General features: G+C 56.6%; 25 protein-coding genes and 1 tRNA gene. 12 read left to right on the forward strand and 14 right to left on the reverse strand.

The window, feature by feature from the left end:
* Positions 1-5: 5 nt before the first annotated feature.
* Positions 6-1,034: an EF-P beta-lysylation protein EpmB gene (epmB, locus tag ACXKZD_RS17455; protein ID WP_488981773.1), complete on the forward strand. Its 1,029-nt coding sequence runs from the start codon at positions 6-8 to the stop codon at positions 1,032-1,034.
* A 53-nt stretch (positions 1,035-1,087) separates the two neighbouring features.
* On the opposite strand, the gene ACXKZD_RS17460 is transcribed toward epmB, so the two are convergent.
* From ACXKZD_RS17460 to ACXKZD_RS17480, 5 genes are all read right to left on the reverse strand, one after another.
* Entirely contained in the window at positions 1,088-1,435 is a 348-nt protein-coding gene (locus ACXKZD_RS17460; protein ID WP_010251983.1) for a DUF4156 domain-containing protein, read from the reverse strand.
* 303 nt (positions 1,436-1,738) lie between these two features.
* Complete coding sequence (locus ACXKZD_RS17465; RefSeq protein ID WP_010251985.1) at positions 1,739-1,894, reverse strand: YegP family protein; 156 nt, start codon at positions 1,892-1,894, stop codon at positions 1,739-1,741.
* A gap of 217 nt (positions 1,895-2,111) precedes the next feature.
* The gene (gene groL / locus ACXKZD_RS17470) at positions 2,112-3,761 is read right to left on the reverse strand and encodes a chaperonin GroEL (protein ID WP_010251987.1); all 1,650 of its coding nucleotides are present in this window, start codon (positions 3,759-3,761) and stop codon (positions 2,112-2,114) included.
* 49 nt (positions 3,762-3,810) lie between these two features.
* Positions 3,811-4,104, reverse strand: coding sequence for a co-chaperone GroES (locus tag ACXKZD_RS17475; protein WP_010251990.1), 294 nt, complete (start codon positions 4,102-4,104; stop codon positions 3,811-3,813).
* A 228-nt stretch (positions 4,105-4,332) separates the two neighbouring features.
* The gene (locus ACXKZD_RS17480) at positions 4,333-4,794 is read right to left on the reverse strand and encodes an FxsA family protein (protein WP_010251992.1); all 462 of its coding nucleotides are present in this window, start codon (positions 4,792-4,794) and stop codon (positions 4,333-4,335) included.
* A 328-nt stretch (positions 4,795-5,122) separates the two neighbouring features.
* On the opposite strand from ACXKZD_RS17480, the gene aspA reads away from it, so the two are divergent.
* From aspA to ACXKZD_RS17510, 6 genes are all read left to right on the forward strand, one after another.
* A complete protein-coding gene (aspA, locus tag ACXKZD_RS17485) occupies positions 5,123-6,559 on the forward strand; it encodes an aspartate ammonia-lyase (RefSeq protein ID WP_010251996.1) in 1,437 nt (478 codons plus the stop codon).
* A gap of 111 nt (positions 6,560-6,670) precedes the next feature.
* The gene (locus ACXKZD_RS17490) at positions 6,671-7,972 is read left to right on the forward strand and encodes an anaerobic C4-dicarboxylate transporter (protein WP_033759606.1); all 1,302 of its coding nucleotides are present in this window, start codon (positions 6,671-6,673) and stop codon (positions 7,970-7,972) included.
* A gap of 64 nt (positions 7,973-8,036) precedes the next feature.
* Positions 8,037-8,351: a divalent cation tolerance protein CutA gene (gene cutA / locus ACXKZD_RS17495; protein ID WP_010672018.1), complete on the forward strand. Its 315-nt coding sequence runs from the start codon at positions 8,037-8,039 to the stop codon at positions 8,349-8,351.
* Entirely contained in the window at positions 8,327-10,027 is a 1,701-nt protein-coding gene (locus ACXKZD_RS17500; RefSeq protein ID WP_488981774.1) for a protein-disulfide reductase DsbD, read from the forward strand. The genes cutA and ACXKZD_RS17500 overlap by 25 nt, the downstream gene beginning before the upstream one ends.
* A gap of 63 nt (positions 10,028-10,090) precedes the next feature.
* Positions 10,091-10,666: a division control transcriptional repressor DicD gene (gene dicD, locus ACXKZD_RS17505; RefSeq protein WP_010252014.1), complete on the forward strand. Its 576-nt coding sequence runs from the start codon at positions 10,091-10,093 to the stop codon at positions 10,664-10,666.
* 107 nt (positions 10,667-10,773) lie between these two features.
* A tRNA-Phe gene (locus tag ACXKZD_RS17510) sits at positions 10,774-10,849 on the forward strand.
* Between the two features lie 261 nt (positions 10,850-11,110).
* Here ACXKZD_RS17510 and ACXKZD_RS17515 read toward each other — a convergent pair.
* The 3 genes from ACXKZD_RS17515 to ACXKZD_RS17525 all read right to left on the reverse strand — a co-directional run bounded on the left by ACXKZD_RS17515 (position 11,111) and on the right by ACXKZD_RS17525 (position 14,384).
* Positions 11,111-12,280, reverse strand: coding sequence for a Gfo/Idh/MocA family protein (locus ACXKZD_RS17515; protein ID WP_033780452.1), 1,170 nt, complete (start codon positions 12,278-12,280; stop codon positions 11,111-11,113).
* A gap of 10 nt (positions 12,281-12,290) precedes the next feature.
* The gene (locus ACXKZD_RS17520) at positions 12,291-13,208 is read right to left on the reverse strand and encodes a TIM barrel protein (RefSeq protein WP_033769475.1); all 918 of its coding nucleotides are present in this window, start codon (positions 13,206-13,208) and stop codon (positions 12,291-12,293) included.
* A 150-nt stretch (positions 13,209-13,358) separates the two neighbouring features.
* Positions 13,359-14,384, reverse strand: a complete 1,026-nt coding sequence (locus ACXKZD_RS17525; RefSeq protein ID WP_010252022.1) for a LacI family DNA-binding transcriptional regulator — start codon at positions 14,382-14,384, stop codon at positions 13,359-13,361.
* A 330-nt stretch (positions 14,385-14,714) separates the two neighbouring features.
* Between ACXKZD_RS17525 and ACXKZD_RS17530 the strand changes: the two genes are divergently transcribed.
* The 4 genes from ACXKZD_RS17530 (at position 14,715) to ACXKZD_RS17545 (ending at position 18,041) form a co-directional block, all read left to right on the forward strand.
* Positions 14,715-15,758: a Gfo/Idh/MocA family protein gene (locus ACXKZD_RS17530; RefSeq protein ID WP_488981775.1), complete on the forward strand. Its 1,044-nt coding sequence runs from the start codon at positions 14,715-14,717 to the stop codon at positions 15,756-15,758.
* 18 nt (positions 15,759-15,776) lie between these two features.
* The gene (locus tag ACXKZD_RS17535) at positions 15,777-16,655 is read left to right on the forward strand and encodes a sugar phosphate isomerase/epimerase family protein (protein WP_010252025.1); all 879 of its coding nucleotides are present in this window, start codon (positions 15,777-15,779) and stop codon (positions 16,653-16,655) included.
* Between the two features lie 218 nt (positions 16,656-16,873).
* On the forward strand, positions 16,874-17,737 hold the full coding sequence (gene yghU / locus ACXKZD_RS17540; protein WP_022625250.1) for a glutathione-dependent disulfide-bond oxidoreductase: 864 nt from the start codon (positions 16,874-16,876) through the stop codon (positions 17,735-17,737).
* A gap of 10 nt (positions 17,738-17,747) precedes the next feature.
* Positions 17,748-18,041, forward strand: a complete 294-nt coding sequence (locus ACXKZD_RS17545) for a DUF1330 domain-containing protein (RefSeq protein WP_010252030.1) — start codon at positions 17,748-17,750, stop codon at positions 18,039-18,041.
* 30 nt (positions 18,042-18,071) lie between these two features.
* On the opposite strand, the gene ACXKZD_RS17550 is transcribed toward ACXKZD_RS17545, so the two are convergent.
* Both ACXKZD_RS17550 and ACXKZD_RS17555 read right to left on the reverse strand, forming a co-directional pair.
* Positions 18,072-19,166, reverse strand: a complete 1,095-nt coding sequence (locus ACXKZD_RS17550) for a YncE family protein (RefSeq protein ID WP_245115662.1) — start codon at positions 19,164-19,166, stop codon at positions 18,072-18,074.
* A gap of 201 nt (positions 19,167-19,367) precedes the next feature.
* On the reverse strand, positions 19,368-20,306 hold the full coding sequence (locus tag ACXKZD_RS17555; protein WP_245115664.1) for a LysR family transcriptional regulator: 939 nt from the start codon (positions 20,304-20,306) through the stop codon (positions 19,368-19,370).
* A 64-nt stretch (positions 20,307-20,370) separates the two neighbouring features.
* Between ACXKZD_RS17555 and ACXKZD_RS17560 the strand changes: the two genes are divergently transcribed.
* The gene (locus tag ACXKZD_RS17560; protein ID WP_033787519.1) at positions 20,371-21,441 is read left to right on the forward strand and encodes a tartrate dehydrogenase; all 1,071 of its coding nucleotides are present in this window, start codon (positions 20,371-20,373) and stop codon (positions 21,439-21,441) included.
* 1 nt (position 21,442) lies between these two features.
* On the opposite strand, the gene ACXKZD_RS17565 is transcribed toward ACXKZD_RS17560, so the two are convergent.
* The 4 genes from ACXKZD_RS17565 to ACXKZD_RS17580 form a co-directional block, all read right to left on the reverse strand.
* Complete coding sequence (locus ACXKZD_RS17565) at positions 21,443-22,774, reverse strand: glycoside hydrolase family 28 protein (RefSeq protein WP_033759728.1); 1,332 nt, start codon at positions 22,772-22,774, stop codon at positions 21,443-21,445.
* A 103-nt stretch (positions 22,775-22,877) separates the two neighbouring features.
* A complete protein-coding gene (locus tag ACXKZD_RS17570) occupies positions 22,878-23,693 on the reverse strand; it encodes a carbohydrate ABC transporter permease (RefSeq protein WP_010252038.1) in 816 nt (271 codons plus the stop codon).
* Positions 23,693-24,565 carry a carbohydrate ABC transporter permease gene (locus ACXKZD_RS17575; protein WP_010252041.1) on the reverse strand — a complete coding sequence of 291 codons (873 nt, stop codon included), beginning with the start codon at positions 24,563-24,565 and terminating at the stop codon, positions 23,693-23,695. Before ACXKZD_RS17575 ends, ACXKZD_RS17570 begins: the two co-directional genes overlap by 1 nt.
* A 57-nt stretch (positions 24,566-24,622) precedes the next feature.
* On the reverse strand, positions 24,623-25,954 hold the full coding sequence (locus ACXKZD_RS17580; RefSeq protein WP_010252044.1) for an extracellular solute-binding protein: 1,332 nt from the start codon (positions 25,952-25,954) through the stop codon (positions 24,623-24,625).
* Positions 25,955-26,475: the final 521 nt, after the last annotated feature.

Genomic DNA, 26,475 nt, shown 5'->3' on the forward strand with positions numbered 1-26,475 from the left:
AAAAAATGGCACACATTGTAACCCTAAAAACACCTTCCAGAGAAGATTGGTTGCAGCAACTTGCGGATGTTGTCACCGAACCCGATGAATTACTGCGGATTTTAGCCCTTGATCAGCACACTGAGCTGGCTGAAGGTGCGGATGCGCGGCGTCTTTTCGCCTTACGTGTACCGCATGCGTTCATCCGCCGGATGAAAAAAGGCGATGCGCACGACCCGCTGCTGCTTCAGGTACTGACCCGCCGCCAGGAATTCACTGATGCGCCAGGTTATAGCACCGATCCGCTCGATGAACAAAGCAACGTTGTACCTGGATTGCTGCATAAATACCGAAACCGGGCTTTATTGTTGGTAAAAGGCGGCTGCGCCGTCAACTGTCGCTACTGCTTCCGTCGTCATTTCCCCTATCAGGATAATCCCGGCAACAAGCGTAGCTGGCAGGCTGCACTGGACTATATCGCCGATCATCCCGAGCTGGATGAGATCATTTTCTCCGGCGGCGATCCGCTGATGGCGAAAGATCATGAGCTCGCCTGGCTTATCGCCGCGCTGGAACAGATCCCCCATCTGAAACGTCTGCGCATCCACAGCCGCTTACCGGTGGTGATACCGGCGCGCATTACCGATCAGCTCTGTCAGATGCTCAGCGAGACGCATCTGCAGGTGGTGATGGTGACGCACATCAACCATGCGCAGGAGATTGATGATGAGCTGCGTGAGGCGATGAGTAGCCTGAAGCGTGCTGGAGTGACCCTGCTGAATCAGAGCGTCCTGTTGCGTGGCGTCAACGATAATGCGCAGACACTGGCCACCCTGAGCAATGCACTATTTGATGCCGGCATTCTGCCCTACTATCTGCACGTGCTGGATAAGGTACAGGGTGCGGCGCATTTCTTTGTGTCAGATGACGAGGCCCGCCAGCTGGTGCGTGCACTTCTGTCACAGGTCTCCGGCTATCTGGTGCCAAAGCTGGCGCGTGAAATTGGCGGAGAGCCAAGTAAAACACCGTTAGATTTACAGTTACGTCAGGAATAAAAACGGCCAGCAAAAGGCTGGCCGGTTCAATGTGGCAGACTGCCTGATTCACATTATGGGCACTTGTAGACCTGGCCGGTCATTTTGCTGTCGAGTGGCGCGAACGCGGACAACAGGTTCTGCGTCGGACTGGTTGCTCCATAAATCACGTTACCGCCCATCTCCGCTGCGCGATTGCGCAGGTCGTTAGCTGCGCCACGCAGTGCGCTGGTTTCGCCGCCTGCACCGCTCAGCCAGTTGCTCTGTGAGCCGGTAATATTGCCCAGAAGCTGACAGGTATTGCCAGGCTGCTGATCGGTGAACGTCACGCGCTGTCCTGCTGAAGAGAGTTGCGTAGAGCTGCTGCAGCCCGCCAGCAATAACGCGCCAGCCGTCAGTCCGAGCAAGAGGTTAATCCGCATTGTAATCCCCATTTATTATCATCAGAGTCGGGTGGCAGCGTAGCAGAAGAAGGATTTTTCTTTCTGCACATTCATTGCCCTTATCCCGTTATATCGTCTCAATATTTCACGCCGCTTGCAGGCTGGCAAGCGTGCCGATGCTGGTGAATAAAATGAAGCCAGTCGATCAGTCGGCGCAGCCGCAGACAGCGTGACATATCAAGAGGAAAGACGAACGATTGCGCCTTACTTATACTATTTTCCCACCCAAAAGAAAAACCCCCGACCGTTTCCGATCGGGGGTGATGTCAGAGCGTGATGCCCTTAACCGGTGTAGCCATTACGTCGTGCATTTTCGATGCAATCGGCTTTGTTAACGTAGCCCTGACTGGCGGCGCCGGTAATATTGCCGTTGGGCGCCGTTCTTCTCCAGCGCCACTTGTGTGCTTCGTCCTTATAAAATTCCCATTTATCGTGCATTTTAATTTTCCTTAATCTGTTGTTTATCCCTTTCAGAGCGCGCTATTTTGCGCCGGGATCCACGTTAGAGCATCCCGCCCTGACTAAACCATGATGCAGAACATAAAAAAAGTTAATGGGTTTTTCCTGCTGCTGCCAGCATTCAGACGCTGAAAAAGAAAAACCCCCGACCGTTTCCGATCGGGGGTTCTTTGATGACTTAAGCAGTCAACGGCAATTACATCATGCCGCCCATACCGCCCATGCCACCCATACCGCCAGCGCCGCCGCCTAAATCAGGTGCGTCGCCTTTTGGCAGGTCAGTGACCATACATTCGGTCGTGATCATCAGACCCGCAACAGAGGCCGCGTACTGCAGAGCAGAACGGGTCACTTTGGTTGGGTCCAGGATACCGAAGTCGATCATGTTGCCGTACTCTTCAGTCTGCGCGTTGTAACCGTAGTTACCGTCGCCCGCTTTCACGTTGTTAGCGACAACAGATGGCTCTTCACCGGCGTTAGAAACGATCTGACGCAGTGGAGATTCCATCGCGCGCAGCGCAACTTTGATACCGACGTTCTGATCTTCGTTCTGACCACGCAGATCAACCAGCTGTGCTGCCACGCGAACCAGCGCCACACCACCACCAGCAACCACACCTTCTTCAACGGCAGCACGGGTTGCGTGCAGCGCATCTTCAACGCGGGCTTTCTTCTCTTTCATTTCAACTTCAGTTGCTGCGCCTACTTTCAGAACGGCTACGCCGCCTGCCAGTTTCGCTACGCGCTCCTGCAGTTTTTCTTTGTCGTAGTCAGACGTTGCTTCTTCGATCTGCTGACGAATCTGGGTTACACGGCCCTGAATTGTCGCTTCTTCACCCACACCGTCGATGATGGTGGTGGTGTCTTTGTTGATCACAACGCGTTTTGCCTGGCCCAGATCTTCCAGAGCCGCTTTCTCCAGTTCCATACCGATCTCTTCAGAGATTACGGTACCACCGGTCAGGATAGCGATATCCTGCAGCATAGCTTTACGACGGTCGCCGAAGCCTGGTGCTTTAACCGCAGCCACTTTCACGATGCCGCGCATGGTGTTAACCACCAGTGTTGCCAGCGCTTCGCCTTCAACATCTTCCGCGATGATCAGCAGTGGTTTGCCGGCTTTCGCAACGGCTTCCAGCACTGGCAGCATTTCACGAATGTTAGAGATTTTCTTGTCAGCCAGCAGGATGAACGGAGATTCCAGTTCAATCGCACCGGTTTCTGGCTTGTTGATGAAGTAAGGTGACAGGTAGCCGCGATCAAACTGCATACCTTCAACCACATCCAGCTCATCCTGCAGGCCGGTGCCTTCTTCAACGGTGATCACGCCTTCTTTACCCACTTTCTCCATCGCCTGAGCAATCAACTGGCCCACGGTTTCATCGGAGTTAGCAGAGATAGTACCTACCTGCGCAATCGCTTTAGAGTCAGAGCAAGGAACAGACAGCGCTTTCAGTTTCTCAACCGCAGCGATAACAGCCTGGTCAATACCGCGCTTCAGGTCCATCGGGTTCATACCCGCTGCGACCGCTTTCAGGCCTTCGGTGATGATAGACTGTGCCAGTACGGTTGCAGTGGTGGTACCGTCGCCCGCAGCGTCGTTCGCTTTAGAGGCAACTTCTTTCACCATCTGCGCGCCCATGTTCTCGAACTTGTCTTCCAGCTCGATTTCACGTGCCACAGAAACACCATCTTTAGTGATGGTCGGTGCACCAAAAGATTTATCCAGGACTACGTTACGGCCTTTAGGACCCAGGGTAACTTTTACTGCATCTGCCAGTACGTTCACGCCACGCAGCATTTTTACGCGTGCGTCATTACCGAATTTTACGTCTTTAGCTGCCATCTTTAAATATCCCTTAAATTCGTTTCGTTCAGTGAATTACGCGTAAAAATTACGCTTCAACAACGGCCAGAATGTCGCTCTCAGAGATGATAAGCACCTCTTCGTTGTCGATTTTCTCGGTTTTCGCGCCGTAACCTTCGCTGAAGATCACGATGTCGCCAACCTTCACGTCCAGCGGCTTAATGTCGCCACTCTCAAGGATGCGGCCATTGCCGACAGCCAGTACTTCACCACGGGTGGATTTACCGGCTGCGGAACCGGTCAGCACGATGCCGCCAGCTGATTTAGCTTCAACTTCTTTACGCTTGACGATAACGCGATCGTGCAATGGACGAATTTTCATTTGATAGCTCTCCTTTGAGAAGTCCAATCATTCAGTTTTGGGGTTGAACACCGGGCTGCATGGCTTCCGGCCTCGTGACCAGAGAGATAGGGCCGCTACCACCCACTTTCAAGGGGGCGGACAACAAATTTTTTACCTGTGAGTGATAAGTGATGGCTTTTTGAACAGATGATGGGGCAAATAAAAAACGCAACCCGTAGGTTGCGCTTTCAGAGGTGACAGCTGCGGTTAACGATCCTTGTGATCGTCATGATGCTCAAGGCGATCGCTGTCTTTACGCTCGAACTCGCCATCCATGGTGTAGCCGCTGTCTGGTCCGGCTCCCGGTCCCCGCCAGACGCGCAGATGAGGCATCAGCTTCAGCGTCAGATGTTTCTGCACCGGTGGCAGCAGCAGCAGCAGGCCCAGCAGGTCGGTAAAGAAACCAGGCAGCAGCAGCAGGAAACCGGCGATGATCAGCGACACGCTTTTGATCATCTCATTGGCCGGGCTTTCATTACGTGCCAGCTTCTCCTGCATCAGCATAAAGTTTTTCATGCCCTGATTTTTGACCAGCGAGACGCCGATGCACGAGGTGAAGACCACCAACAGCATGGTAAGCAGCACGCCCATGACGTGTGCAACCTGAATGAAGAGGGAAATCTCAATCCAGGCCAGAACGAAAAAGACTAATAACGGTATCCAGCGCACCGTACTCTCCTGTAAGTAGGGGCTGAACGGCAGCGTGCCGGTCAGCAGAAAGCGTTCATCCTGAGGATGATAAGAAAAGAGATGGGCACCCGCGCCGCCATTTTCAACCGATCCTGTCAAATTTATCCTGCGGGGTTAATTTTGTAACCAACTTCACATATCGTTAACCAGGCTGCAGCATTAAGTGATCTGCATGCGTGCTTTTCATATGCATCAGAATATGATCGCACACGCCCCTATGAAGACGGATAATATGTCGGCACGGGTACACCACGACAAAATAAACACATCCTTTGTGATGGTTAGCGGCAACAACAAGAAGGTTATCATGGCGAACAACATTCGTATCGAAGAAGACCTGTTAGGTATGCGCGAAGTTCCGGCGGATGCCTATTATGGCGTTCATACTCTGCGTGCGATTGAGAATTTTTATATCAGCAACAGCAAAATCAGCGACATACCTGAATTTGTCCGCGGCATGGTGATGGTAAAAAAAGCGGCGGCGATGGCCAACAAAGAGCTGCAGACCATCCCGCGCAATATTGCCGATACCATCATTAAGGCCTGCGACGAAGTGCTCAACAACGGCCGCTGTATGGACCAGTTCCCCGTGGATGTTTATCAGGGCGGTGCCGGAACCTCGGTCAACATGAACACCAATGAAGTGCTGGCGAACATCGGCCTTGAGCTGATGGGCCACCAGAAAGGGGAATATCAGTACCTCAACCCCAACGATCATGTGAACAAATGCCAGTCCACCAACGACGCTTACCCAACCGGTTTCCGCATCGCGGTCTACAGCTCGCTACTGAAACTGCTTGATGGCATCAGCCAGCTGGCCGAAGGCTTCCAGCACAAAGCCGATGAGTTCCAGACCATCCTGAAAATGGGCCGTACCCAGTTGCAGGATGCCGTGCCGATGACCCTCGGGCAGGAATTTCACGCCTTCAGCGTACTGCTGAACGAAGAGACCAAAAGCATTCTGCGCACCGCGGAACTGCTGCTGGAAGTGAACCTGGGCGCGACCGCCATCGGCACCCGCCTCAATACGCCGGAAGGGTATCAGCACCTGGCGGTACAGCGTCTGGCGGAAGTCAGCAACCTGCCGGTGGTGCCAGCGGAAGATCTGATTGAAGCAACCTCCGACTGCGGCGCCTATGTGATGGTCCATTCATCGCTGAAACGTCTGGCGGTGAAGCTCTCTAAAATCTGTAACGACCTGCGCCTGCTCTCCTCAGGCCCGCGTGCTGGTCTGAATGAAATCAACCTGCCAGAGCTGCAGGCGGGTTCCTCTATCATGCCCGCCAAGGTCAATCCGGTTGTACCGGAGGTGGTAAACCAGGTCTGCTTCAAAGTGATTGGCAACGACATCACCGTGACGATGGCCTCTGAAGCGGGCCAGCTGCAGCTCAACGTGATGGAGCCGGTGATTGGCCAGGCGCTGTTTGAGTCGATCAGCATTCTGACTAACGCCTGCTATAACCTGCTGGAGAAGTGCATCAACGGCATTACCGCCAACCGCGCAGTGTGCGAAGCCTATGTCTTCAACTCGATTGGTATCGTGACTTACCTCAACCCTTACATCGGCCACCACAACGGCGACATCGTCGGTAAAATCTGTGCGGAAACCGGTAAAAGCGTACGTGAAGTCGTGCTGGAGCGCGGCCTGCTGACGGAAAGTGAGCTGGACGATATCTTCTCGGTGCAGAACCTGATGTACCCGGTTTATAAAGCCAAACGTTATACTGATGAAAACGAACAGTAAGGTTTAACCGACGCTGGTTAACCAAAGGCACACCGCGATCAACACGGTGTGCCTTTTTTTTTGTTAAACAGCACACCCGGCTATTACCGGTTTATCTTTCAGGAGTCATTCATGTTTGTGGTTGAGCTGCTTATCGTCTTGATGGCGATCTGGTTGGGCGCACGTCTTGGCGGCATTGGTATCGGGTTCGCAGGCGGAATGGGCGTGCTGATCCTGACGCTGGGATTTGGCATGGCACCCGGTGCTATTCCGTTCGATGTGATTGAAATCATCATGGCGGTGATCGCCGCGATAGCCGCCATGCAGGTGGCAGGCGGCATGGATTATCTGGTGAGCCTGGCGGAACGCCTGCTGCGCCGCCATCCTCGCCACGTTACGCTGCTGGCCCCGCTGGTGACCTACCTGATGACGCTGCTGGCCGGTACCGGACATACCGCGTTCTCAACATTACCGGTGATTGCCGAAGTGGCGAAAGAGCAAGGCGTTCGCCCTTCCCGGCCGCTGTCGATTGCGGTAGTGGCTTCGCAGATCGCGATTACCGCATCACCCATTTCAGCCGCGGTGGTCTTCTTCGCCACCCTGCTTGAGCCGCGCGGCGTCAGCTATATCACGCTGCTGGCGATTGCCATCCCCTCAACCATGGTGGGCCTCTTCCTGGCGGCTCTGGTGACTAACTTCTTAGGCCGTGAGCTAAAGGATGATGAGGTTTATCAGGCGCGTCTCGCCAAAGGCGAAGTCACGCTGCGCGGCGCCAGCCTCTACCAGGCAAAACCGGGCGCGAAAAAATCGGTGCTGCTGTTTCTGACGGGCATTGTGGCCGTGGTGCTTTATGCCACCGCGACCAGCGCCAGCGTCGGGCTGATCGTCAATCCACCGCTGCCACGCAATGAAGCGATTGTGGTGTTTATGCTGACCATCGCCACGTTGATCAGCCTGACCTGCAAACTCGACACCAGCGAAATCCTCAGCGCCAGCACCTTTAAGTCCGGCATGAGCGCCTGTATCTGCGTGATGGGCGTCGCCTGGCTGGGCGATACCTTTGTGAAGGCACATCTGGCGGAGATTCAGATGCTGGCAGGCGACACGCTGAAAACCTATCCGTGGATGCTGGCGCTGGTGCTGTTCTTTGCCTCGATGCTGCTCTACTCGCAGGCGGCGACCACCAAAGCGCTGATGCCCGCCGCGCTGCTGCTGGGCGTTACGCCGCTTACTGCCATCGCTTCCTTCGCGGCGGTTTCAGCGCTGTTTGTGCTGCCGACCTACCCGACCCTGCTGGCCGCCGTAGAGATGGATGACACGGGTTCGACCCGGATTGGCAAGTATGTGTTTAACCATGCCTTTATCATTCCCGGCGTGATCGCCATTGCGCTGTCGGTGCTCTCTGGCTTCGTTTTTGGCGGATTGCTGCTATAGCGCACGCCTCGTGTTACGGATGGAGCGTGCTATCATCGGCGCTCTTTAAAACAGGAGTCACAGGATGAATGCTGTCGTTATCCTCTGCACCACGCCCGATCAGGCCACGGCGGAGCACCTTGCTGGCTTAGCGCTGGAAGCCAGGCTGGCGGCCTGTGTCACACTGCTGCCGGGCGCCACCTCCTGGTATCTCTGGCAGGGAAAAATGGAGCAGAGCAGCGAAGTCCAGATGCTGCTGAAATGCGACAGCGATCATCAGCAGGCGCTGTGTGATCTGCTCAAAGACGCTCACCCTTACGATGTGCCCGAACTGCTGGCGCTGCCGGTTCAATATGGAGACAGTGAATACTTGTCATGGCTGCACGCATCTCTCGCTTAATTACGCTTCTGCTGACGCTGTTTATCGGCCTGCAGGCGCACGCTTCACTCTTTTCAAATCCGGCGACCAGTCGCTTTGTGCCGGTCGATCAGGCCTTTACTTTTGACTTCGACCAGCAGGGCGCGCAGCTCAACCTGCACTGGAAAGTGAAATCGGGTTATTACCTCTATCGCCAGCAGATCCACATCACACCGCAGAACGCGACCATCGCGCCGTTAACGCTGCCGGCCGGTCAGCCGCATGAAGATGAATTCTTCGGCAAAAGTGAAATCTATCCGCAGGATCTGACGCTGCCGGTGACGCTGCAACAGGCGGCCAGCGGCGCCACACTCAGTGTCACCTATCAGGGCTGTGCCGCCGCCGGATTCTGTTATCCGCCAGAGACGCGCAGCGTTCCGGTAAGTGCGGTGACCGCCAGCAGCGCACCGCCGCCGGTCAGCGCTCAGCCCGCGCCCGCCAGCCCGCTGCCTTTCTCGCCGCTCTGGGCGCTACTGATTGGTATCGGTGTCGCGTTTACGCCCTGCGTACTGCCGATGTATCCGCTGATCTCCGGCATTATCCTTGGCGGACAGCGCCACTATTCGCTGGGCCGACTGTTCGCGCTGGCGATGGTCTATGTGCAGGGGATGGCGCTGACCTACACGCTGCTGGGAGTCGTCGTCGCGGCAGCGGGCCTGCGCTTCCAGGCCGCGTTGCAGCATCCTTATGTGCTGTTCACGCTCTCACTGCTGTTTATCGTGCTGGCGCTGTCGATGTTCGGCCTGTTTACGCTGCAACTGCCCGCCAGCCTGCAAACCCGCCTGACTCTGTGGAGTAATCGTCAGCAGGGTGGCTCGCTGCCCGGCGTCTTCCTGATGGGCGCTCTGGCGGGTTTGATCTGCTCGCCCTGCACCACCGCCCCGCTCAGCGCTATTCTGCTTTACATCGCGCAGAGCGGAAATCTGTGGGCCGGTGCCGGGACGCTGTGGCTCTATGCGGTCGGAATGGGATTACCGCTGATCGCCGTGACCCTGTTTGGCAACCGGCTGCTGCCGAAAAGCGGCCCGTGGATGCAAACCGTTAAAGAGGGCTTTGGTTTTGTCATCCTGGCGCTGCCGGTCTTCCTGCTGGAGCGGGTGCTGGGCGATGCATGGGGATTGCGGTTCTGGAGCCTGCTCGGCGTGGCGTTCTTTGGCTGGGCGTTCAGCGTCAGCCTGCGCGCCAGCAGCGGTAAGTGGCGCGTAGTGCAGATTCTCATGCTGGCCGCTGCGCTGATCAGCGCACGCCCGTTGCAGGACTGGGCCTTTGGCGGACCGGCGCAGCAGCAGGCTGTGGCACCGCTGCCGTTCCATACTATCCAGACGCCGCAGCAGCTTGATAGCGCGCTGCAGCAGGCCCGCGGCCGCATCACCATGGTCGATCTCTACGCTGACTGGTGCGTCGCCTGCAAAGAGTTTGAAAAATATACCTTTAGTGATAGCGCCGTGCGCGATAGCCTGAGTCAGGTACAGCTGCTCCAGGCCAACGTCACCGCCAACAACGCCAGTGATAACGTGCTGTTGCAGCACCTTCAGGTGCTGGGCTTACCGACGATTTTGTTCTTTGATGCGCAGGGCCGCGAAATCGCTGGATCGCGCATCACCGGGTTTCTCAATGCCGCCGACTTCCGGGCGCATTTGCAGAAACTTACCCCGTAAACAACACTGGAGTCAGGTCATTGCCCGGTGCATTACCGGGCCTGCATACCAGAGGAGAGTCACTTGCAGCGTGAACAGATACTCGAGCATGCATTGAATGTGCTTGAACAGAACGGCCTCGCCGCCACCCTCTCATTGGAAACCCTGGCGGGATCCGAATTAACCCGTGACCAGCTTCAGCAGTTCTGGCCCGATCGTGACGCCCTGCTCTACGATGCACTGCGCTATCACGGGCAGCAGATTGATACCTGGCGACGCCAGATCCTGCTGGATGAATCGCTGTCGCCCGACCAGAAGCTGATGGCACGCTATGAGGTCCTGAGTGAGCAGGTCAGCAAAGGACGCTTTCCAGGCTGCCTGTTTATCGCCGCCTGCAGCTTCTACCCGCAGCCCGATCAGCCCATCCATCAACTGGCCGAACAGCAGAAACGCGGCTCATGGCAGTTCACCCACGACATTCTGGTGGAGCAGGCGCTGGACAACCCCAGCATGGTGGCCGATCAAATGGAGCTGATTCTTGAAGGCTGCCTTAGCAAGCTGCTGGTGAAGCGCAATGTGCAGGATGTCGCCACCGCACAGCGGCTGGCGGAGGATGTTTACAGCATCGCGCTGTGCCGTAAAAATGGCGCGCTGGCCTGAGGTTTTACCCGCTTTGACTGAAAATCAGGCAATCAGTCACGTTTCCAGGGGTTTTTTGGTGAAAGCCGTTGACGACCCGCGGCCTTTACGGTTTAATGCGCCCCGTTGCCCGAATAGCTCAGTCGGTAGAGCAGGGGATTGAAAATCCCCGTGTCCCTGGTTCGATTCCGGGTTCGGGCACCATATTTAAAGAACCCGCCTCTGGCGGGTTTTTGCTTTTGTGGAGCGAACCCGTTATCGAAGGTTCGATACACTCGCCACATCCTGTGGCTCACCCTCCGGGTCGCGCGAAGCCGCGCGATGCAAAAATGCTCCCGGCATTTTTGTCCGGGTTCGGGCACCATATTTAAAGAACCCGCCTCTGGCGGGTTTTTTGCTTTTGTGGAACGAACCCGTTATCGAAGGTTCGATACACTCGCCACATCCTGTGGCTCACCCTCTGCTTCAGCACGCCACCCACACCGCACCGGCATCCGCCGATTTCACGCACTGCGCGACCCAGCGCACGCCCATTAATCCGGCATGCACGTCGGGATACCAGAAATTCTGCAGGAAGTCGGTGTCACGGCGATCGGTGGCATCCATCGCCAGTGCGAAGCGACGATAAAGATTGGACCAGGCTTCAAATAACCCCTCGGTATGCCCTCCGCCAATGCGGTCCTCTTCCAGCGCGCGCGGATTAAGATAGCCCATGCCGCGCTCCAGAATGCGCACTGGCTCGCCCTGCACTTCATAGCGCAACTGGTTCGGCTGCTCATCCCACCACTCCAGACTGGCTTTCGATCCGACGACCCGAATCTTCTGCCCGTGCATCGATCCGGCATTCACCGCCGACGCCCATAACGTGCCGACCGCGCCGTTGTCATACTCCATCATCACAAAGGCGTTATCCTCCAGCGGCGCACGCGACGCGACAAAGCTCTGACGCGAACAGAGCAGACGTGTCACTTTCAGCTGTGGCAACATCGTTTCTGCAATAAATAACGGATGCGTCGCCAGGTCGCCTAACACGTAACTCGGGCCGACAAAGCGCGGATCGACCCGCCAGCGGGTGCTTTCACTCTGCAACTCCACCGCCTCATTATGGAAGCCGTGAGCAAACTGCATGTTAACGATGCGGATCTCACCCAGAGCCCCTTCGGCGATCATCTCCCTGGCCTGATGAACCAGCTGATGCCCGGCGTAACCGTAGGTGACGCCAACAACCTTCTGCTTCTCCCGGCTCAGCTGCTCCAGCTCATCCGCCTCTTCGACCGTAAAACAGAGGGGCTTCTCGCACACCACATGCAGCCCGGCATTAAGCGCCGCGCGGCAAATGGCGAAGTGAGTATTATTAGGCGTGGCGACAGACACCGCCTCAATGCCATCTTCACGCGCGGCTTCCCCGGCGAACAGGCTGGCATAATCGGGATAACAGCGGTCCGGTGCCACACCCAGCGCCTGACCAAACTCACGCCCGCGTGCGGCATCAATATCAAACGCCCCCGCCAGCAGCACAAAGTTTCCGTCACGCTGTGCTGCAGAGCGATGGATATACCCAATCTGGCTGGTGCCGCCGCCGCCGATCATGCCCCAGCGCAGCGAGCGATTAGCCGCTTTTTTACCGTTAATCATGCTGTTGTCCTCAGAATCCTGTTGATCGGAGATAGTCCAGGCTGGCTTTAACATCCCGCAGACTGGTGTCGGCATGGCGCGGATCACGCTCCTGTTCGATGGTGATCCAGCCCTGATAGTTACGCTCAGTCAGCAGCGTGCGCACCGCCGGATAGTCAATTGCGCCCTGCCCCAGCGGACACATCACCCCCTGCGCGCAGGCAGTGAAAAAGTCGAGTCCGTGAGAGAGGGCGTCTCGCCAGACCCGCTGGTTAACGTCTTTGAAGTGGAGGTAATCGATGCGGGTCCAGTACTGTTGCAGCGAAGCGACCGGATCCATCCCGGCGTAATAGAGATGGCCGGTATCCAGGCATAAACCAGCCACCTGATGCGGAATATCACTGACCAGCCGCGCAAGCTCATCGGCAAACTCAATGCAGCCGCCCGCATGCGGATGGATCACCGGTCGCACGCCATACTCCTGCCAGGCAATCTCACTGAGAATGGTGATGTGTCGCATCATGCGCTGCCAGTCGTCAGCGGAGAGCCGTGGCGCTTTTTCTGACTGACCGGCATATTTCGCCCGCTCCGGATTCCCGAAGTCGATGATCACCAGATAAGGCGCGCTGGCGCCGGGCGTTTTGACGGCGGCTGGTACGCTGGCCAGGGTACGGCACAGGTTGTGGGTCAGCGTCACCAGTTCAGGGAAATGCGCTTCACTGACCAAATCATCAAAAATCGTACCCGCCACCAGCGAAAGCTGATGCGCATTAAGCTGCCGGGTCAGTTCGGCTGCATCCGCTGGCAGATAGCCCCAGGGGCCAAGTTCGATACTGGGATAGCCAGCCAGAGCGGCTTCAGTCAGGACTTTCTGCCATGGCGGCAGCCAGGGATTAGCGGGATCGTCGACGCCCCAGCTACAGGGCGCATTAGCAATGTGAAAGGTCATGATATCTGCCTGTGCAGTGAGAACTGCTGGCAGTATCAAATGAAAATTTCATCTCAGACAACAATGAAAGTTTCATTTTTTGATAGAGATCGCGTTTAAATATTTCTTTATATGATAGTTTTCTATCAAATACCCGCTAACCTGCTCTTTCTACAGGTTTTCACGCGTCACGATTTCAAAGGGTACGGTCACCTGAGCAAAATGGTCGCGCTGTTCCATCCGGCTGTTGAGGCAGGTGGCGATCACCGCCGCAGCCATGGCATCAATACGATGGCGCAACATCAGCGTAATGGTGCCATCAATCAGCGCCAGCTCATCGCCGGGCAGCGGACCGTGGCACAGCAGATCGATCTGCCTGCGTCCGCTGTCACGCAGCGCCTGCACCACGCCCTCTATGCCGCCGCAGGGCGCATAAATCATCACCAGATCATCATGGGTGTCCAGCAACTGCCGGGTCGCCTGATAGCCTCCTTCACCCGACTCATGCGTTTTTAACGGTTCCAGTACCCGCTGGCTGATGCCTGACTCGCGCAGGTAAGAGCGGAAACTGATCTCGCTGCTCTCCTGGCAGGTAAAGCGGTGATCGCCCAGCAGCACCCCAACGCATCCCGGCTGACGCAGCAGATGCTGTGCCATCCAGGCCGCCGTACGTCCCGCTTTCTGATTATCAATGCCGATAAACCCCGCATGCTCACAGGGCGAGAAATCAGAAAAGAGCGCGTAAACCCGTACGCCCAGTCGTGACACATCCTGAATCGCGTGACGAATCAGCGGATGATCCAGCGCCACCAGCGCAATCACATCACTGCGCTGTGCCAGCAGACGCAGCGAGTGCGCCACCGCCTCCACTTCATGAATATCATGCCAGCAGAATTCAGGTTCGCTGCCCTGTGGCTGCTGCGCCTTCAGCTGCTGTTTCAGCACCTCGCCCAGCTGCTGATAAAACGAATAACGGGCAGGCAGCAGGATAAAGCTCACGCGAACTGTTGCCGCAGCGAGCGGCGATGTTGTCCGGATGTGTGCCTGCGTCAGGTGATAGCCCAGCTCGCGGGCCGCAGCCAGCACTTTCTGCTCGGTCACGCTGCGCACCGGCGCGCGTCCATTCAGCACCCGATCCACGGTGGCCACGCCCACGCCCGCCGCCTGCGCAATAGCGGTCATCGTCACTTTTGACATCATCCTTCTCCCTGCTTCTGCTCTCTGTAGCGCTGGCTGACGGCTACGCCTATATATTCTGTTGTCTGAGACATCAACACTCTATCGCGGCACAGCCATTTCCTCTCATTTATTTGATAGAAATTCAGCGCTAATCTTGATCGCCCTCGCAAAATGAAACATTCATTTCTTTCTGCATTCTCTTTAAAACGCCCATTTGCTAAAACGGATAAAAATCCTGCGCCGATCGGGTTGATGGGATCACATCATTAAAAGGTTAGAGCGACGACGGCGGGCTTTCTATAGTGGAGCCCTGAGCAGCACCTGCCTGCACGTACAAAAGGAAAAGTTATGTTCCCTTCAACGCTTCCGGTTCCACGCCTGACCGCGGCCAGCCAGGTACCACAGTTGCGCTGGGGCATTATCGGGCCGGGCTGGATCGCCGACCATTTTGCCCATGCACTGCGCAAGCATACCCACCAGCAGATCACGGCGGTGGCTGCGCGTGACCCGGCAAAAGCACAGGCCTTTGCCGACAAATGGTCAATCAGCCATGCCACGGGCAGTATCGACGTGCTGCTGGCGCGGGAGGATGTTGATGCGGTCTATATCGCCACGCCCCACAACCACCATTTTCCCGATGGTCTGCGCGCGATTGCCGCCGGAAAGCATCTGCTGATTGAAAAGCCGCTGGCGCTGAATGCTCAACAGGCGACACAGCTTAAACAGGCCGCCGCTGCCGCGAACCTGCTCTGTATGGAGGCGATGTGGTGCAACTTCACACCGAAATATGACGTTATCCGTCAGCTGCTTGTGGATGGCGTGCTCGGCGATGTTCACACCCTGATTGCCGATCATGGCGAGTTTTTCACCCCGGACCACCGCATCTTCAACGCCGATCTGGCGGGCGGCCCGATGCTGGATCTGGGCAGCTATCTGGTGGCGCTTAGCGTGTTTGTTGGCGGCGGTGCGCCTGACACGATCGTCGCCCGGGGCCAGTCCGTCCCGGATGGGCGTGTAAACGGTCAGACGTCGATGCTGTTTACCCATCAGCACGGCATGCATTCGGTGCTGAATACCACCCTGTTCAGCAACACGCCAGGCGGCGCGGTGATCGCCGGACGCGAGGCCACGCTGGAACTGGCGGGCCAGTTCTATGCGCCTGGTAACTTCACCCTGACCTCCAGCGATCGGCGTCATCGCCTGCAGTGGCAGGAGCCTGCCAGCCGCTATGAACAGCTCTGTCATGAAATTAACCATTTCGCCTGGTGTATCGGTCAGAACCGGATCGATTCACCCATCCATTCGCTTGACCAGGCGATTACCACCCTGGCCACGATGGACAACGTCAGGCAGCAGATTGGCGTGACCTTCAATGAAGAACAGCAACCTTAATGTGCCCGGAGCAGAAAGATGAAAATCGCTTTTGATGTGGATGTGATTAAAGATTTAGGCATCACCCGTATGGTTCATCAGGTGGCCGACTGGGGATACAAATATATCGAACAGTCGCCGCATCCGCAGATCAACCCGTTTTATAAGCATCCTAAAGCCAGCCGTGAAATCATCACCGAGTATAAGAATGCGTTAAACGCCACCGGGCTGGAGATCTCCTCGTTTATCGTGGTCTATCGCTGGTCCGGCCCGGATGAGCTGCGTCGTCAGGCGGCGGTGAAGAACTGGAAGCGGATGATCGAGATCGCGGTTGAGATGGGTGTGCAGGTGATCAACACCGAGCTCTCCGGCACGCCTAACGAGCCGGAAATCTGTGAAGAGATGTTCTATCGCTCCATGGAAGAGCTGCTGCCAATCATCGAACGTGAAGGCATCCGCGTCGAAATCCAGGCGCATCCATGGGATTTCTGCGAAGAGAACAACGAAACCGTGGATATCGTGAAGTCGTTTCGCAGCGATAACGTGAAGTATATTTATAGCGCACCACACACTTTCTTTTATGACAAAGGCAAAGGTGATGTGAAACCGATGCTGGAGTATGCCGGTGACGATCTGTCACACATGCTGATCGCCGACACCATGAACCATACAAAACACTGTCGCTACATCGTTAACCCGCCAGGGGTGGATGCCACCATTCACCAGCATGTCGGCGTGGGCGAAGGCGAAGTGGACTTCGACACCCTGTTTAAAACGCTGCGCGACACCGGCTTTGCCACCCGCAGTTATAAAGTCGGCGGTGAACCGATCATCGCGGCGTCTCTGTTTGGCTACCCGGAAAAGATGAAGGTTCAGGCGGTAGAAACCCGCGAACTGATTGAGCGTGAACTGCTGTAACCCTGCCTGCCGTGCAGTCGCTGCTGACTGCACGGCCACCTCCGCTCAGGATAACGAACCACCTGCCTGACACACTTTTATTCACTTTTCTCCTGTGCCGCTGCCCGCCTGACATCAGCCCCCTGCAGCACGGCCTTGCGCAGCCAGCAGAGTTAAACCCCCTTCGCAGCACCTGCTACACTCCAGACCAATACCACACCATAAGGCGAACTTTCATTATGTCGGAAAATGCATATCAGCCCGCAAAAGTCTGGACCTGGGACCCTGAAGCCAAAGGTAACGGCGCTAAAACTAATCGTCCGTTCGCTGGTCCCACCCATGAAAAAGCGTTGCCGGTCGGCAAGCATCCTTTACAGCTCTATTCGCTTGGCACGCCTAACGGCCAGAAAGTGACCATCCTGCTGGAAGAGCTGCTGGCGCTTAACGTCAACGATGCGGAATATGATGCCTGGCTGATCCGTATCGGCGAAGGCGATCAGTTCTCCAGCGGTTTTGTCGACGTAAACCCGAACTCGAAAATCCCGGCGCTGAGCGACCACTCGGCAACGCCGCCGATTCGGGTATTTGAATCGGGCAACATCCTGCTCTATCTTGCGGAGAAGTATGGCTACTTCCTGCCGAAAGATATCGCTGGCCGCACCGAAACCCTGAACTGGCTCTTCTGGTTACAGGGCTCAGCGCCTTACCTCGGCGGTGGTTTCGGTCATTTCTATCACTACGCGCCAGAAAAAATTGAGTACGCCATTAACCGCTTCACGCTGGAAGCGAAGCGTCAGCTCGACGTGTTGGATCGTCAGCTGGCAGATAACCGCTATCTGGCCGGTGATGACTACACCATCGCTGATATCGCCACCTGGCCGTGGTACGGCAACATGGTGCTGAATGACCAGTATGGCGGTGCCGAATTCCTGGATGTGCACTCCTATAAAAATGTGGTGCGCTGGGCGAAAGAGATCGCGCTGCGACCTGCTGTGATTCGTGGCCGCAAGGTCAACCGTGTCATGGGCGACCCGGCCGATCAGCTGCACGAGCGTCATGATGCCGCTGACTTCGATACCAAAACCCAGGATAAAAAAGCTTAAGGAGAGACCTGTGAGTGCATATGTTGTATTTATTCGTGATAACACCCTGAACCAGGACGAAATGGCGATCTATGCCGAGAAAGCGGGCGAGGCTCGCGGCGATCATCAGATCAATCCTCTCGCCTTCTATGGCGAACTGGAAACGCTGGAAGGGCAGGAAGCGGAAGGCGTGGTGATTCTGGAATTCGCGAGCCGCGAAGCCGCACATGCCTGGTATGACAGCCCGGAATATCAGGCTGCCAAAGCGCACCGTCTGAAAGGCGCGAACTATCGCGTGGTGCTGGTAGAAGGTGTGGCTAAGTAAAGATGCAGGCGGCAGCGATGCCGCCTTTTCTTATTGCAGTGTGATACGCGCCACGCCATCCAGCCCCTGACTGCTGTGATCGTCATTGAAGCCCTGCTTCAGGGTGACGAACAGGGTCTGCCCGTCCGGTGAGACCAGCAGACTGTTGGGGTGGCTATCAAATGACCAGCTGTTTTTCACCTCATAGGTGGTGCCATCCAGCTGCAGCACCTTCTTCGATTCGCGCTGGCTGATATAAATCTCATTGCGCTTGCCATTAAACTTAATCCCCAGTGAGTCGCCCGGATTCAGACGCTTAATGACCTTGCCGCTGCGCTCATCAAACACCAGCGTATTTTTCGCTTTTGAATTATCCGTAACAAACAGGCGACCGGTTGCCGGATCCTCGGCCATATTCAGGAACAGATACTCCTGCCCGTCACCCGCCGTCAGGCGCTGCTCGATTTTGTTATTGCGCGGATTGATCACCAGGATTTCTCCGCTGCCGTTCGCCGCATAAATCCGGTCGCTGACCGGCGAGAAGATGATGCCTGTGACCCACTTCCCGGCATTTTTTATCCGGGTTTTCAGCGTCAGGGTTTTGGCATCAACCACCCAGATCACGCCTGGATCGCCCACGCCGCCGACATAGAGCAGCCCGTCATGCAGAAAGATTTCACGCGTGCCATAGGGCATGCCTTTCTCGTTTTTCTCGTCAAACATCAGGCGCTTCAGCACCTTACCGTTATCAGGATCGATTTTAGAGATACCGCCATCCAGCGTGTTGGTGGCGTAGAGTGCGCTGCCGTCAGGCGCACTGATCAGACCAAAGTTTTTCAGGTCGAAGTGTCCCGCGCCGGTGCTCTGCAGCGTGGAAGCATCAAGACGGTAGATCATGCCGCCGCTGATATCTTTAAATCCCTGCGCGCTGGCGACATAGAGGGCATTTTTTGCTGGCAGATAGGCCATCTCGTACAAACCTTCACCCAGCTCGCGCTGAATCAGGTTATCAGGGCTGGAGGGCTGCATCACCACCGGCGCACTGGCATCCACTTTTTTCGCCGGTATCTGGCACGCCGTCAGGCTGAAGGTGGTCACCATCGCCAGTGTAAGTGCCGCTGTACGCGGACTGAACAACGCTTTCATACTTAACTCCCCTATCTGCCTGCTGCTCCCGGCTGGCCACAACGCAGAGGACAGGCAGGAAATAAAAAGAATAAGAATCATACGCAGCCGCTAAAACGCTGTAAACGCAGCGGCATGATGACGCAACCGAATCAGCTTAATGCGGTATATTTATTGTCCGCAGGCGTCTGGCTGCGCCAGAAACTGCCTTTAAAAGCCTTACTAATCAATCGATTGCAGATTGCTCTGCAGAAACGCCACAAATGCGGTAATACGCGCCGGAAGCTGACGCTGCGCCTGCCAGACCGCAAAAATATCGCCATCCGGTGCCTGCCAGTCGGGTAACACCGGCAGCAGTTCGCCCGTCGCCAGACTGTGCTGCGCATCCCACCAGGAACGCAGCAAGATGCCATGCCCATCCATCGCCAGCCGCATCGCCACTTCGCCATCGTTGGTGATCAGACTGCCGCGCACTTTCTGATTGATGCTCTGTTCGCCGCTGGTCAGTCGCCACAGGGTAAAATCGCTGTCGTGCTGGCGCAGTAAAATGCAGTTGTGTTGTGCCAGATCGCGCACTGTCTCCGGCAGACCGTGCCGGGCGGCATAGGCGGGTGAGCAGCAGAGAATGCGCGGATTGGTACGCAGTTTGCGCGCCACCAGCCGTGAGTCGGGCGGTTCCCCGACGCGGATATCAATATCCATGTGGGCATCAAGAAAATTAAGTGGCTGGCTGCTGAGCTGCAGCGACAGCGAGAGTTCCGGGTGCAGCGCGGCAAAAGCCGAGACGCAGGGCGCAATATGCCGACGGCCAAAGCCAAATGAGGCGTTGATGTTAAGTGTGCCGCGCAGCTGGGCGGTTTCGCCGCTGACCGCCTCTTCCAGCGCCGCCAGCTGATCCAGCAACGGACGCGCACCCGCCAGATATCGGCGCCCTTCCGGCGTCAGCTCCAGTCGTCGCGTGGTGCGGCGCAGGAGTTGCACACCAAGCCGCTGTTCCAGCTGGCTCAGACGTTTGCTGACCGCCGCCAGCGACAGTCCCAGTTCGCGCGCCGCCGCAGTCAGGCTATCCAGCGCAGCCAGGCGAACAAAGAAGGCTAAATCATCGGTGGAGGTGCGGGATTCTCTACTTTTATTCAACACTGGATTGCCTTTCAGGCTCATTATTTCCCCGGAAGCGACAGTTATACTGCGTACACAATTCGAACATCAACCGGAAAGGTACCCTGTGACTGACAAAATTCACTCTGTTGCCGTGATCCCTGGCGACGGCATCGGCAAAGAAGTGATGCCGGAAGGCGTCCGTGTAATGAATGCGGCCGCAGAGAAATTTAACATTCCGCTGCGCTGGGAGTGGTTCGATTACGCCAGTGCCGACTACTGGCAGCAGCATGGCAAAATGTTGCCTGACGACTGGTTTCCACAGCTGAAAGCCTTTGATGCAATCTATTTTGGCGCAGTCGGCTGGCCCGATGTGGTGCCCGACCACGTTTCACTGTGGGGCTCGCTGCTGCAGTTCCGCCGGGAGTTCGATCAATATGTGAATCTGCGTCCGGTGCGACTGATGCCAGGCGTCAAAGCGCCGCTGGCGAATCGTCAGCCCGGCGATATCGACTTCTATGTGGTACGCGAAAACACTGAGGGTGAATACTCCAGCGTCGGCGGCACCATGTTCCCCGGCACCGAACGTGAAGTGGTGATTCAGGAGACGGTGATGACGCGCACCGGCGTCGATCGCATCCTGAAGTTTGCCTATCAGCTGGCGCAGAGTCGGCCGAAGAAACACCTGACCTCCGCCACCAAATCGAACGGCATTGCCATCACCATGCCCTACTGGGATAGCCGCGTTGAAGCCATGGCCGGTCAGTTCCCCGATGTTCGCGTCGATAAGTATCACATCGATATTCTCACCGCTAACTTCGTGCTGCATCCGGACTGGTTTGATGTGGTGGTCGCCAGCAATCTGTTTGGCGATATCCTCTCCGATCTCGGCCCGGCCTGTACCGGCACCATCGGCATCGCCCCTTCGGCCAATATCAACCCGGAAGGCCTGTTCCCCAGCCTGTTTGAACCGGTTCACGGTTCTGCGCCCGATATCGCCGGTAAAGGTGTCGCCAATCCCATCGGACAGATCTGGTGTGGCGCGATGATGCTGGAGCACCTCGGCTACAAAGCGGCAGGTGATGCGGTGTTAGACGCGATTGAACGCACGCTGGCAGCGGGTGAGCACCTGACGCGCGATCTCGGCGGCAGCGCCAGCACCGAACAGCTCGGTATGGCCATCGCCGCCGCGCTGTGATTTAGTCCGGCAACTGCACCACGCACTCAGGGTGCCAGCCTGGCGGTAACGGTTCCGGTCGTACTATCGCCAGGCTGTGCAGTTGCAGGTTCTCCACCCCGCGTGCAAACAGGCCCGGCAGCCCGCCGGGATAGCGCTCTACGCCAAAAGCTTCGCCGGTTTTCGGGTCAAGTTTGTAGGCGTTATCCAGCCCCATGCCGGTCGGGGAGTCCGGGTTACAGGGTGGCCGTACATCATAGTGTCCCTGTGCAACCGGTGCCACGGTCTGCCGCATCTGCAGCTGGCTGATGACCACATCGCGTATCCAGCCCGGTTCTGCCGCATGCAGGTTAATCGCCCCTTCCGCCACGCCCGTAACGTTACTGAACTGCACCTGCTCTACGATGCCGGGCGTAATGGCGGGATCGCGCCTGCGCACCGAAATATGCAGCGGATCGGCTTTTCCCCAGTGACAGGGCGGCGCATGGTGACAGGCAAAAGTCAGATTACTGAACAGCAGACGCCGCATCGCGCCACCGTCACGCGACAGAATGCCGATGCCACGGTTGGAATCAAAAATGGTGCAGCCGGTCACCGTGACATCTTCCACATCATCCCAGGTTTCAGTGCCGATTTTAAAGGCGCAGCTGTAGCTACGCAGCAGGCAGTTGGTGATCATAATCTGCCGCGCCGGACGCCGCAGCGCGGCCGGTTTATGGGTGGTTTTGATGCAGATGGCATCATCGGCGGCACTGAGATAGCTATTGCTGACAAACACCGCTTCGCAACTGTCGATATCGAGCGCATCGGTATTCGGCATGGTCATGGCATTGTCGATGGTGAGGTGGTCGATATGCACATGGCGACAGCTCACCAGATGCACCGTCCACATCGGCGCCTGCACGATGGTAAAGGCGGTCAGCGTTACCTGCTCGCAATCTTCAAACACAATGATCCGCGGGCGGTCCGCACGCGGCAGGCGATAGCCCTGCTCGTCACGCTCAGCGGCAAACCAGGCTTCACCGTCACCGTCTATACGGCCGGTGCCGCTGATGGTGATATTGCGCTGGCCCAGCGCATAGAGCAGCACATTGTGGGACTTCTCAGCACAGCTCAGCGCCTGTACCGCCTGGTAATCAGCCAGCCGCTGACTGGCGATCAGCACCGCGCCCGCTTCAAGATGGAGTTCAAAATCAGAGGGCAGATTCAGGCAGCCGCTGCGATAACGCCCGGCAGGCAGGGTCAGACGGCCACCGCCCGCCGCCGCAATCTGATCCATAGCGCGTTGCAGCACGGCCGTGTCCGGGGTTTCGCCATCGGCGACAGGGTGAAAATCAGCAAGGGAAAGGTGCATCATGCGTCTCCCGCAGGATTGAGGAGGAGGAATTGCAGCACGATACGGCGCGGCAAACCTTTGTCTGGCCGCCAGTGCGCCGTTTCGTGCGGGCTATCACAGATTACTTCACGGCCCCTTCGGTGACGCCGCTGATGAACTTGCGCTGGAAAATCAGGAACACCACGATCAGCGGCATAATCACAATCATCGCGCCCGCCATCAGCACCGGAATGTCGATGGTGTTTTTGTTCTGGAAAAACATCATGCCAATTGGCAGTGTGCGTAACTCATCCTTGTTGACCAGAATCAGCGGGATCAGGAACTCATTCCAGGTCCAGATAAACAGCAGCAGCCCCAGCGTTGAGAGGGTCGGCCAGATAGCGGGCACCAGAATGCCCCACAGAATTTTGACCCGCGATGCCCCATCCATTACCGCCGCTTCCACCAGTTCTTTCGGCACCTGCTGAAAAGCACTGGCGATCATCAGCGTGGTAAAGGGCAGCGACAGGGCGATTTGCGGCAGGATCAGCGCCAGATAGGTGTTGGTCAGCCCCATCCAGCGCAGCTCGTGATAGAGCGGAATGATAAAGGCTTCACTCGGCAATACCATCCCCAGCGCCAGCATCGCTCCGATGACTTTTTTACCAGGGATTTTCAGCCACGCGAAACCGAACCCGGCCAGAATGCCCAGCAGCACGCTGAACAGCACCACCGGAATCACCACCAGCACCGAATTGAGAAAGTAGACGTTGAAGTGTCCCTGTTGCCACGCGGTCAGGTAGTTTTTGAAATTCAGCGAGGCGGGCAGCGTGAAGACCCCCTGAAACAGCTCCATCTGGGTTTTGAACGACGTCATCAGTGCCATCAGGAACGGCAGAATCGTCATCAGCGCCACGATCCAGATCAGCGCGCGTGAAATCACCGGCGTGCTTCGCATCAGTAACGCTCCTTTAAGGCCAGATGGATCAGATAGTTAATCCCTAAAACAATGACCATGCTGAACACCGCTACCGACGAGGCGTAGCCAAAGTAGTGCAGATCAAAGCCCTGCTTATACATAAAGATGTTGGTCACCATGGTGGAGGTGCCCGGGCCGCCCTGCGTCATCACATAGACCAGGTCAAAGGCTTTCAGACTGGCGATCACCGTCAGCAGCAGTGCAATCCGCAGCTCGGGTCGCAGGCCTGGCAGCGTAATGCGCATAAACTTCTGGCGACGCGACGAGCCATCGAGATCGGCCGCTTCCAGCAGTGACGGATCCATGCGCTGCAGGCCCGCCATAAACAGCACCAGACAGAAGCCGAAGAAGTACCAGGTGGCGACCAGACCCACGGCGGGCAGCGCCCAGGTAAAATCACCCAGCCAGGAGAGCGCCAGCTGGGGCAATCCGATTGCGCGTAATATCTGGTCGATCGGACCAAACGCCGGGTTATAGAGCCAGCGCCACACCACGCCCAGCACCGCCATCGGCATGATGTAGGGCAGGAAAAAGAGAATGCGCAGCACGCTGCGTTCGCTGTTGTTGCGCGTGTCATACAGAAAGCTGCAGAGCAGCAGGCCGACGCCAATCGGCAACAGGGTATAGAACAGCATCAGGATGGCGTTATTGCCCAGTGCAATCCAGAACACCGGATCGCTGAACATCCGCAGATAGTTGCTGACGCCGCTAAACACCGGCAGCGAGGTGCCGTCCCATTCGGTAAAACTGATGCCCAGCGAGGCCAGTAGCGGGAACAGCAGAAACACCGCATAGACCAGCACCGCAGGCAGAACATAGAGAAAATTACGCCAGCCACTTAAATTCAACATAACTCTACTCGTGGTTCAGAACGAGGCTCAGGCCCGGCTGTTCGCCGGGCCTCCGGCTTAATGCTTCAGTGTTTTCAGGTAACGCTGATAGTTGTTATCAAAATTAACTACCATCTGATCGGGTGTCTGACGGCCCGCCAGCAGCAGCTGAACGTTCTGATTCAGCTCGGCGTTCATGGTGGGTGTCGCCCAGTCCACGTAGTGGCCTAAACCGTCGTAATCATTGAGCGTCAGCCAGACCTGATACGCCTCGGCCAGCAGCGGATTGTCCGCTGGCATTTTCGCCGCTTTGTTGGTGCTGGCAGGCAGGAAGCCCACCTTCAGCCAGCGGTTCGCCATGGCATCAGAGACCATATAGTTGATGAACTTCGCCGCACCTTCCTGCTGGTCTTTGCCTTTGGCAGTGCTGGTGATGGAGAACGCCAGATCGGTACCGCCCACCATCAGCGGTTGCTTCACGCCTTCACCGGCAGGCATCGCGGCAAAGTGAATATCTTTGTTGTCTTTAAACTGGCCGAGATACCAGGTGCCGCTGACCAGGAACGCAGCCTGGCCGTTCTGGAACAGCGTCGCCGCATCGTCGTGACCGATGCCCTGGAAGCCAGGGAAGAAGTACCCTTTGTCGGTCCAGCTCTTCATCATAGAGGCGGCATTGACCAGCTTGCTGTCTTTGAAGGTGCCGCCCACATCGTAAATCAGATTATCCAGCGTCTTGCGGTCGTGGCTCTCAATCTGCGCCTGCCACAGGGTGCTGAGCAGCTGCTGGCCCATGTTGCCATCCAGCAGACCGAGCATCATCGGTGCGGTGCCCTGCTGCTTCAGTTTCGCCATCGCGCTTTCCAGCTCAGCCAGCGTTTTCGGCACGGCAATACCTGCTTTATCCAGCAGCGCTTTGTTGTAATAGAGCCCGACCATCTCGCCCAGGCTGGCGACGCCATAGAGTTTGCCGCTGCCAAACTCGCCGCTGTCTGACCAGCGGTTACGTTTCAGAATCGAGTCCGGGAAGCGTGTGGTCCAGCCGTTGCTGGCGGCGTAGCTGTCGAGCGGCAGCAGCAGCTTATCTTTAACCAGCGAGCCCATATCGCCGCCGCCCTGGTTGACCTGAGCGATCTGCGGGCCATCACCGGCGGTCAGCGCCAGCTTCAGGGGAATACGGGTATCTTCAAAGGAGTGAACCGAGCGGTTAATCACAATGCCGGGATTCTGCTGGGAAAACTCTTTAATCCCTTCATCTACCGCGGCAGTCTGCTCCGGGTAGTTGTAGATATCCCACTCATTCAGGGTAACGGCGGCGTGGGCGGCATGCGAGACGCTGCCCGCCAGCAGGCCCGCTGCCAGCAGCCGACCCACATTGCGAATTCGGAACGAACGAACGGAGGAAACAGACATTATGCTCACCTTCTTCAGACCAGGATCGGCATCCTTTCATCTCACCGCCTGACATCCTGCAGGCTGCAGCCGCACACAAACGCACTCACTCATACTTACTTTAATAAAAAAATAAAGTCAAACAGCCTGCGCGGGGAATTGCAACGCTGTGAGCACGCGCAAATAAACAGCGACATGGCGTGAAATTCAGCACACTGCGCTGGCATTTACGCGATTAACCGTGGCGGTGCGTCGCCAGCTACTTTTTCTGCAGCAGGAGATGCCAGTGCAATCATTGCAAAATAACGTCCTGATAAAACATACGAAAATCCTATCACGCTCACACTTTTCCCCTTTCACTGGCCGTGAATCTGCTGCCAGCCGCCACGATCCGGGCGTGTTGGCGATCACAGTTGTGCATCCCGATGCCGGTAAACATTGCCGAAGCGCCCGTGTTAGTGAGATAAGGTAATTATTCTATCTTGAAAACTAAGTCCACTTTCATTAACGTAACTTTTATCTGCGGATCTGTTCAATCCCTG

The sequence above is a fragment of the Pantoea sp. ABR1s genome, from assembly GCF_057812235.1.

Excerpts from the sequence above, each read along its gene's own strand:
- epmB (WP_488981773.1), top strand. The coding sequence starts at position 6 with ATGGCACACATTGTAACCCTAAAAACACCTTCCAGAGAAGATTGGTTG.
- ACXKZD_RS17460 (WP_010251983.1), bottom strand. The coding sequence starts at position 1,435 with ATGCGGATTAACCTCTTGCTCGGACTGACGGCTGGCGCGTTATTGCTG.
- ACXKZD_RS17465 (WP_010251985.1), bottom strand. The coding sequence starts at position 1,894 with ATGCACGATAAATGGGAATTTTATAAGGACGAAGCACACAAGTGGCGC.
- groL (WP_010251987.1), bottom strand. The coding sequence starts at position 3,761 with ATGGCAGCTAAAGACGTAAAATTCGGTAATGACGCACGCGTAAAAATG.
- ACXKZD_RS17475 (WP_010251990.1), bottom strand. The coding sequence starts at position 4,104 with ATGAAAATTCGTCCATTGCACGATCGCGTTATCGTCAAGCGTAAAGAA.
- aspA (WP_010251996.1), top strand. The coding sequence starts at position 5,123 with ATGGCGAACAACATTCGTATCGAAGAAGACCTGTTAGGTATGCGCGAA.
- ACXKZD_RS17490 (WP_033759606.1), top strand. The coding sequence starts at position 6,671 with ATGTTTGTGGTTGAGCTGCTTATCGTCTTGATGGCGATCTGGTTGGGC.
- cutA (WP_010672018.1), top strand. The coding sequence starts at position 8,037 with ATGAATGCTGTCGTTATCCTCTGCACCACGCCCGATCAGGCCACGGCG.
- ACXKZD_RS17500 (WP_488981774.1), top strand. The coding sequence starts at position 8,327 with ATGGCTGCACGCATCTCTCGCTTAATTACGCTTCTGCTGACGCTGTTT.
- ACXKZD_RS17515 (WP_033780452.1), bottom strand. The coding sequence starts at position 12,280 with ATGATTAACGGTAAAAAAGCGGCTAATCGCTCGCTGCGCTGGGGCATG.
- ACXKZD_RS17520 (WP_033769475.1), bottom strand. The coding sequence starts at position 13,208 with ATGACCTTTCACATTGCTAATGCGCCCTGTAGCTGGGGCGTCGACGAT.
- ACXKZD_RS17525 (WP_010252022.1), bottom strand. The coding sequence starts at position 14,384 with ATGTCAAAAGTGACGATGACCGCTATTGCGCAGGCGGCGGGCGTGGGC.
- ACXKZD_RS17530 (WP_488981775.1), top strand. The coding sequence starts at position 14,715 with ATGTTCCCTTCAACGCTTCCGGTTCCACGCCTGACCGCGGCCAGCCAG.
- ACXKZD_RS17535 (WP_010252025.1), top strand. The coding sequence starts at position 15,777 with ATGAAAATCGCTTTTGATGTGGATGTGATTAAAGATTTAGGCATCACC.
- yghU (WP_022625250.1), top strand. The coding sequence starts at position 16,874 with ATGTCGGAAAATGCATATCAGCCCGCAAAAGTCTGGACCTGGGACCCT.
- ACXKZD_RS17550 (WP_245115662.1), bottom strand. The coding sequence starts at position 19,166 with ATGAAAGCGTTGTTCAGTCCGCGTACAGCGGCACTTACACTGGCGATG.
- ACXKZD_RS17555 (WP_245115664.1), bottom strand. The coding sequence starts at position 20,306 with ATGAGCCTGAAAGGCAATCCAGTGTTGAATAAAAGTAGAGAATCCCGC.
- ACXKZD_RS17565 (WP_033759728.1), bottom strand. The coding sequence starts at position 22,774 with ATGCACCTTTCCCTTGCTGATTTTCACCCTGTCGCCGATGGCGAAACC.
- ACXKZD_RS17570 (WP_010252038.1), bottom strand. The coding sequence starts at position 23,693 with ATGCGAAGCACGCCGGTGATTTCACGCGCGCTGATCTGGATCGTGGCG.
- ACXKZD_RS17575 (WP_010252041.1), bottom strand. The coding sequence starts at position 24,565 with ATGTTGAATTTAAGTGGCTGGCGTAATTTTCTCTATGTTCTGCCTGCG.
- ACXKZD_RS17580 (WP_010252044.1), bottom strand. The coding sequence starts at position 25,954 with ATGTCTGTTTCCTCCGTTCGTTCGTTCCGAATTCGCAATGTGGGTCGG.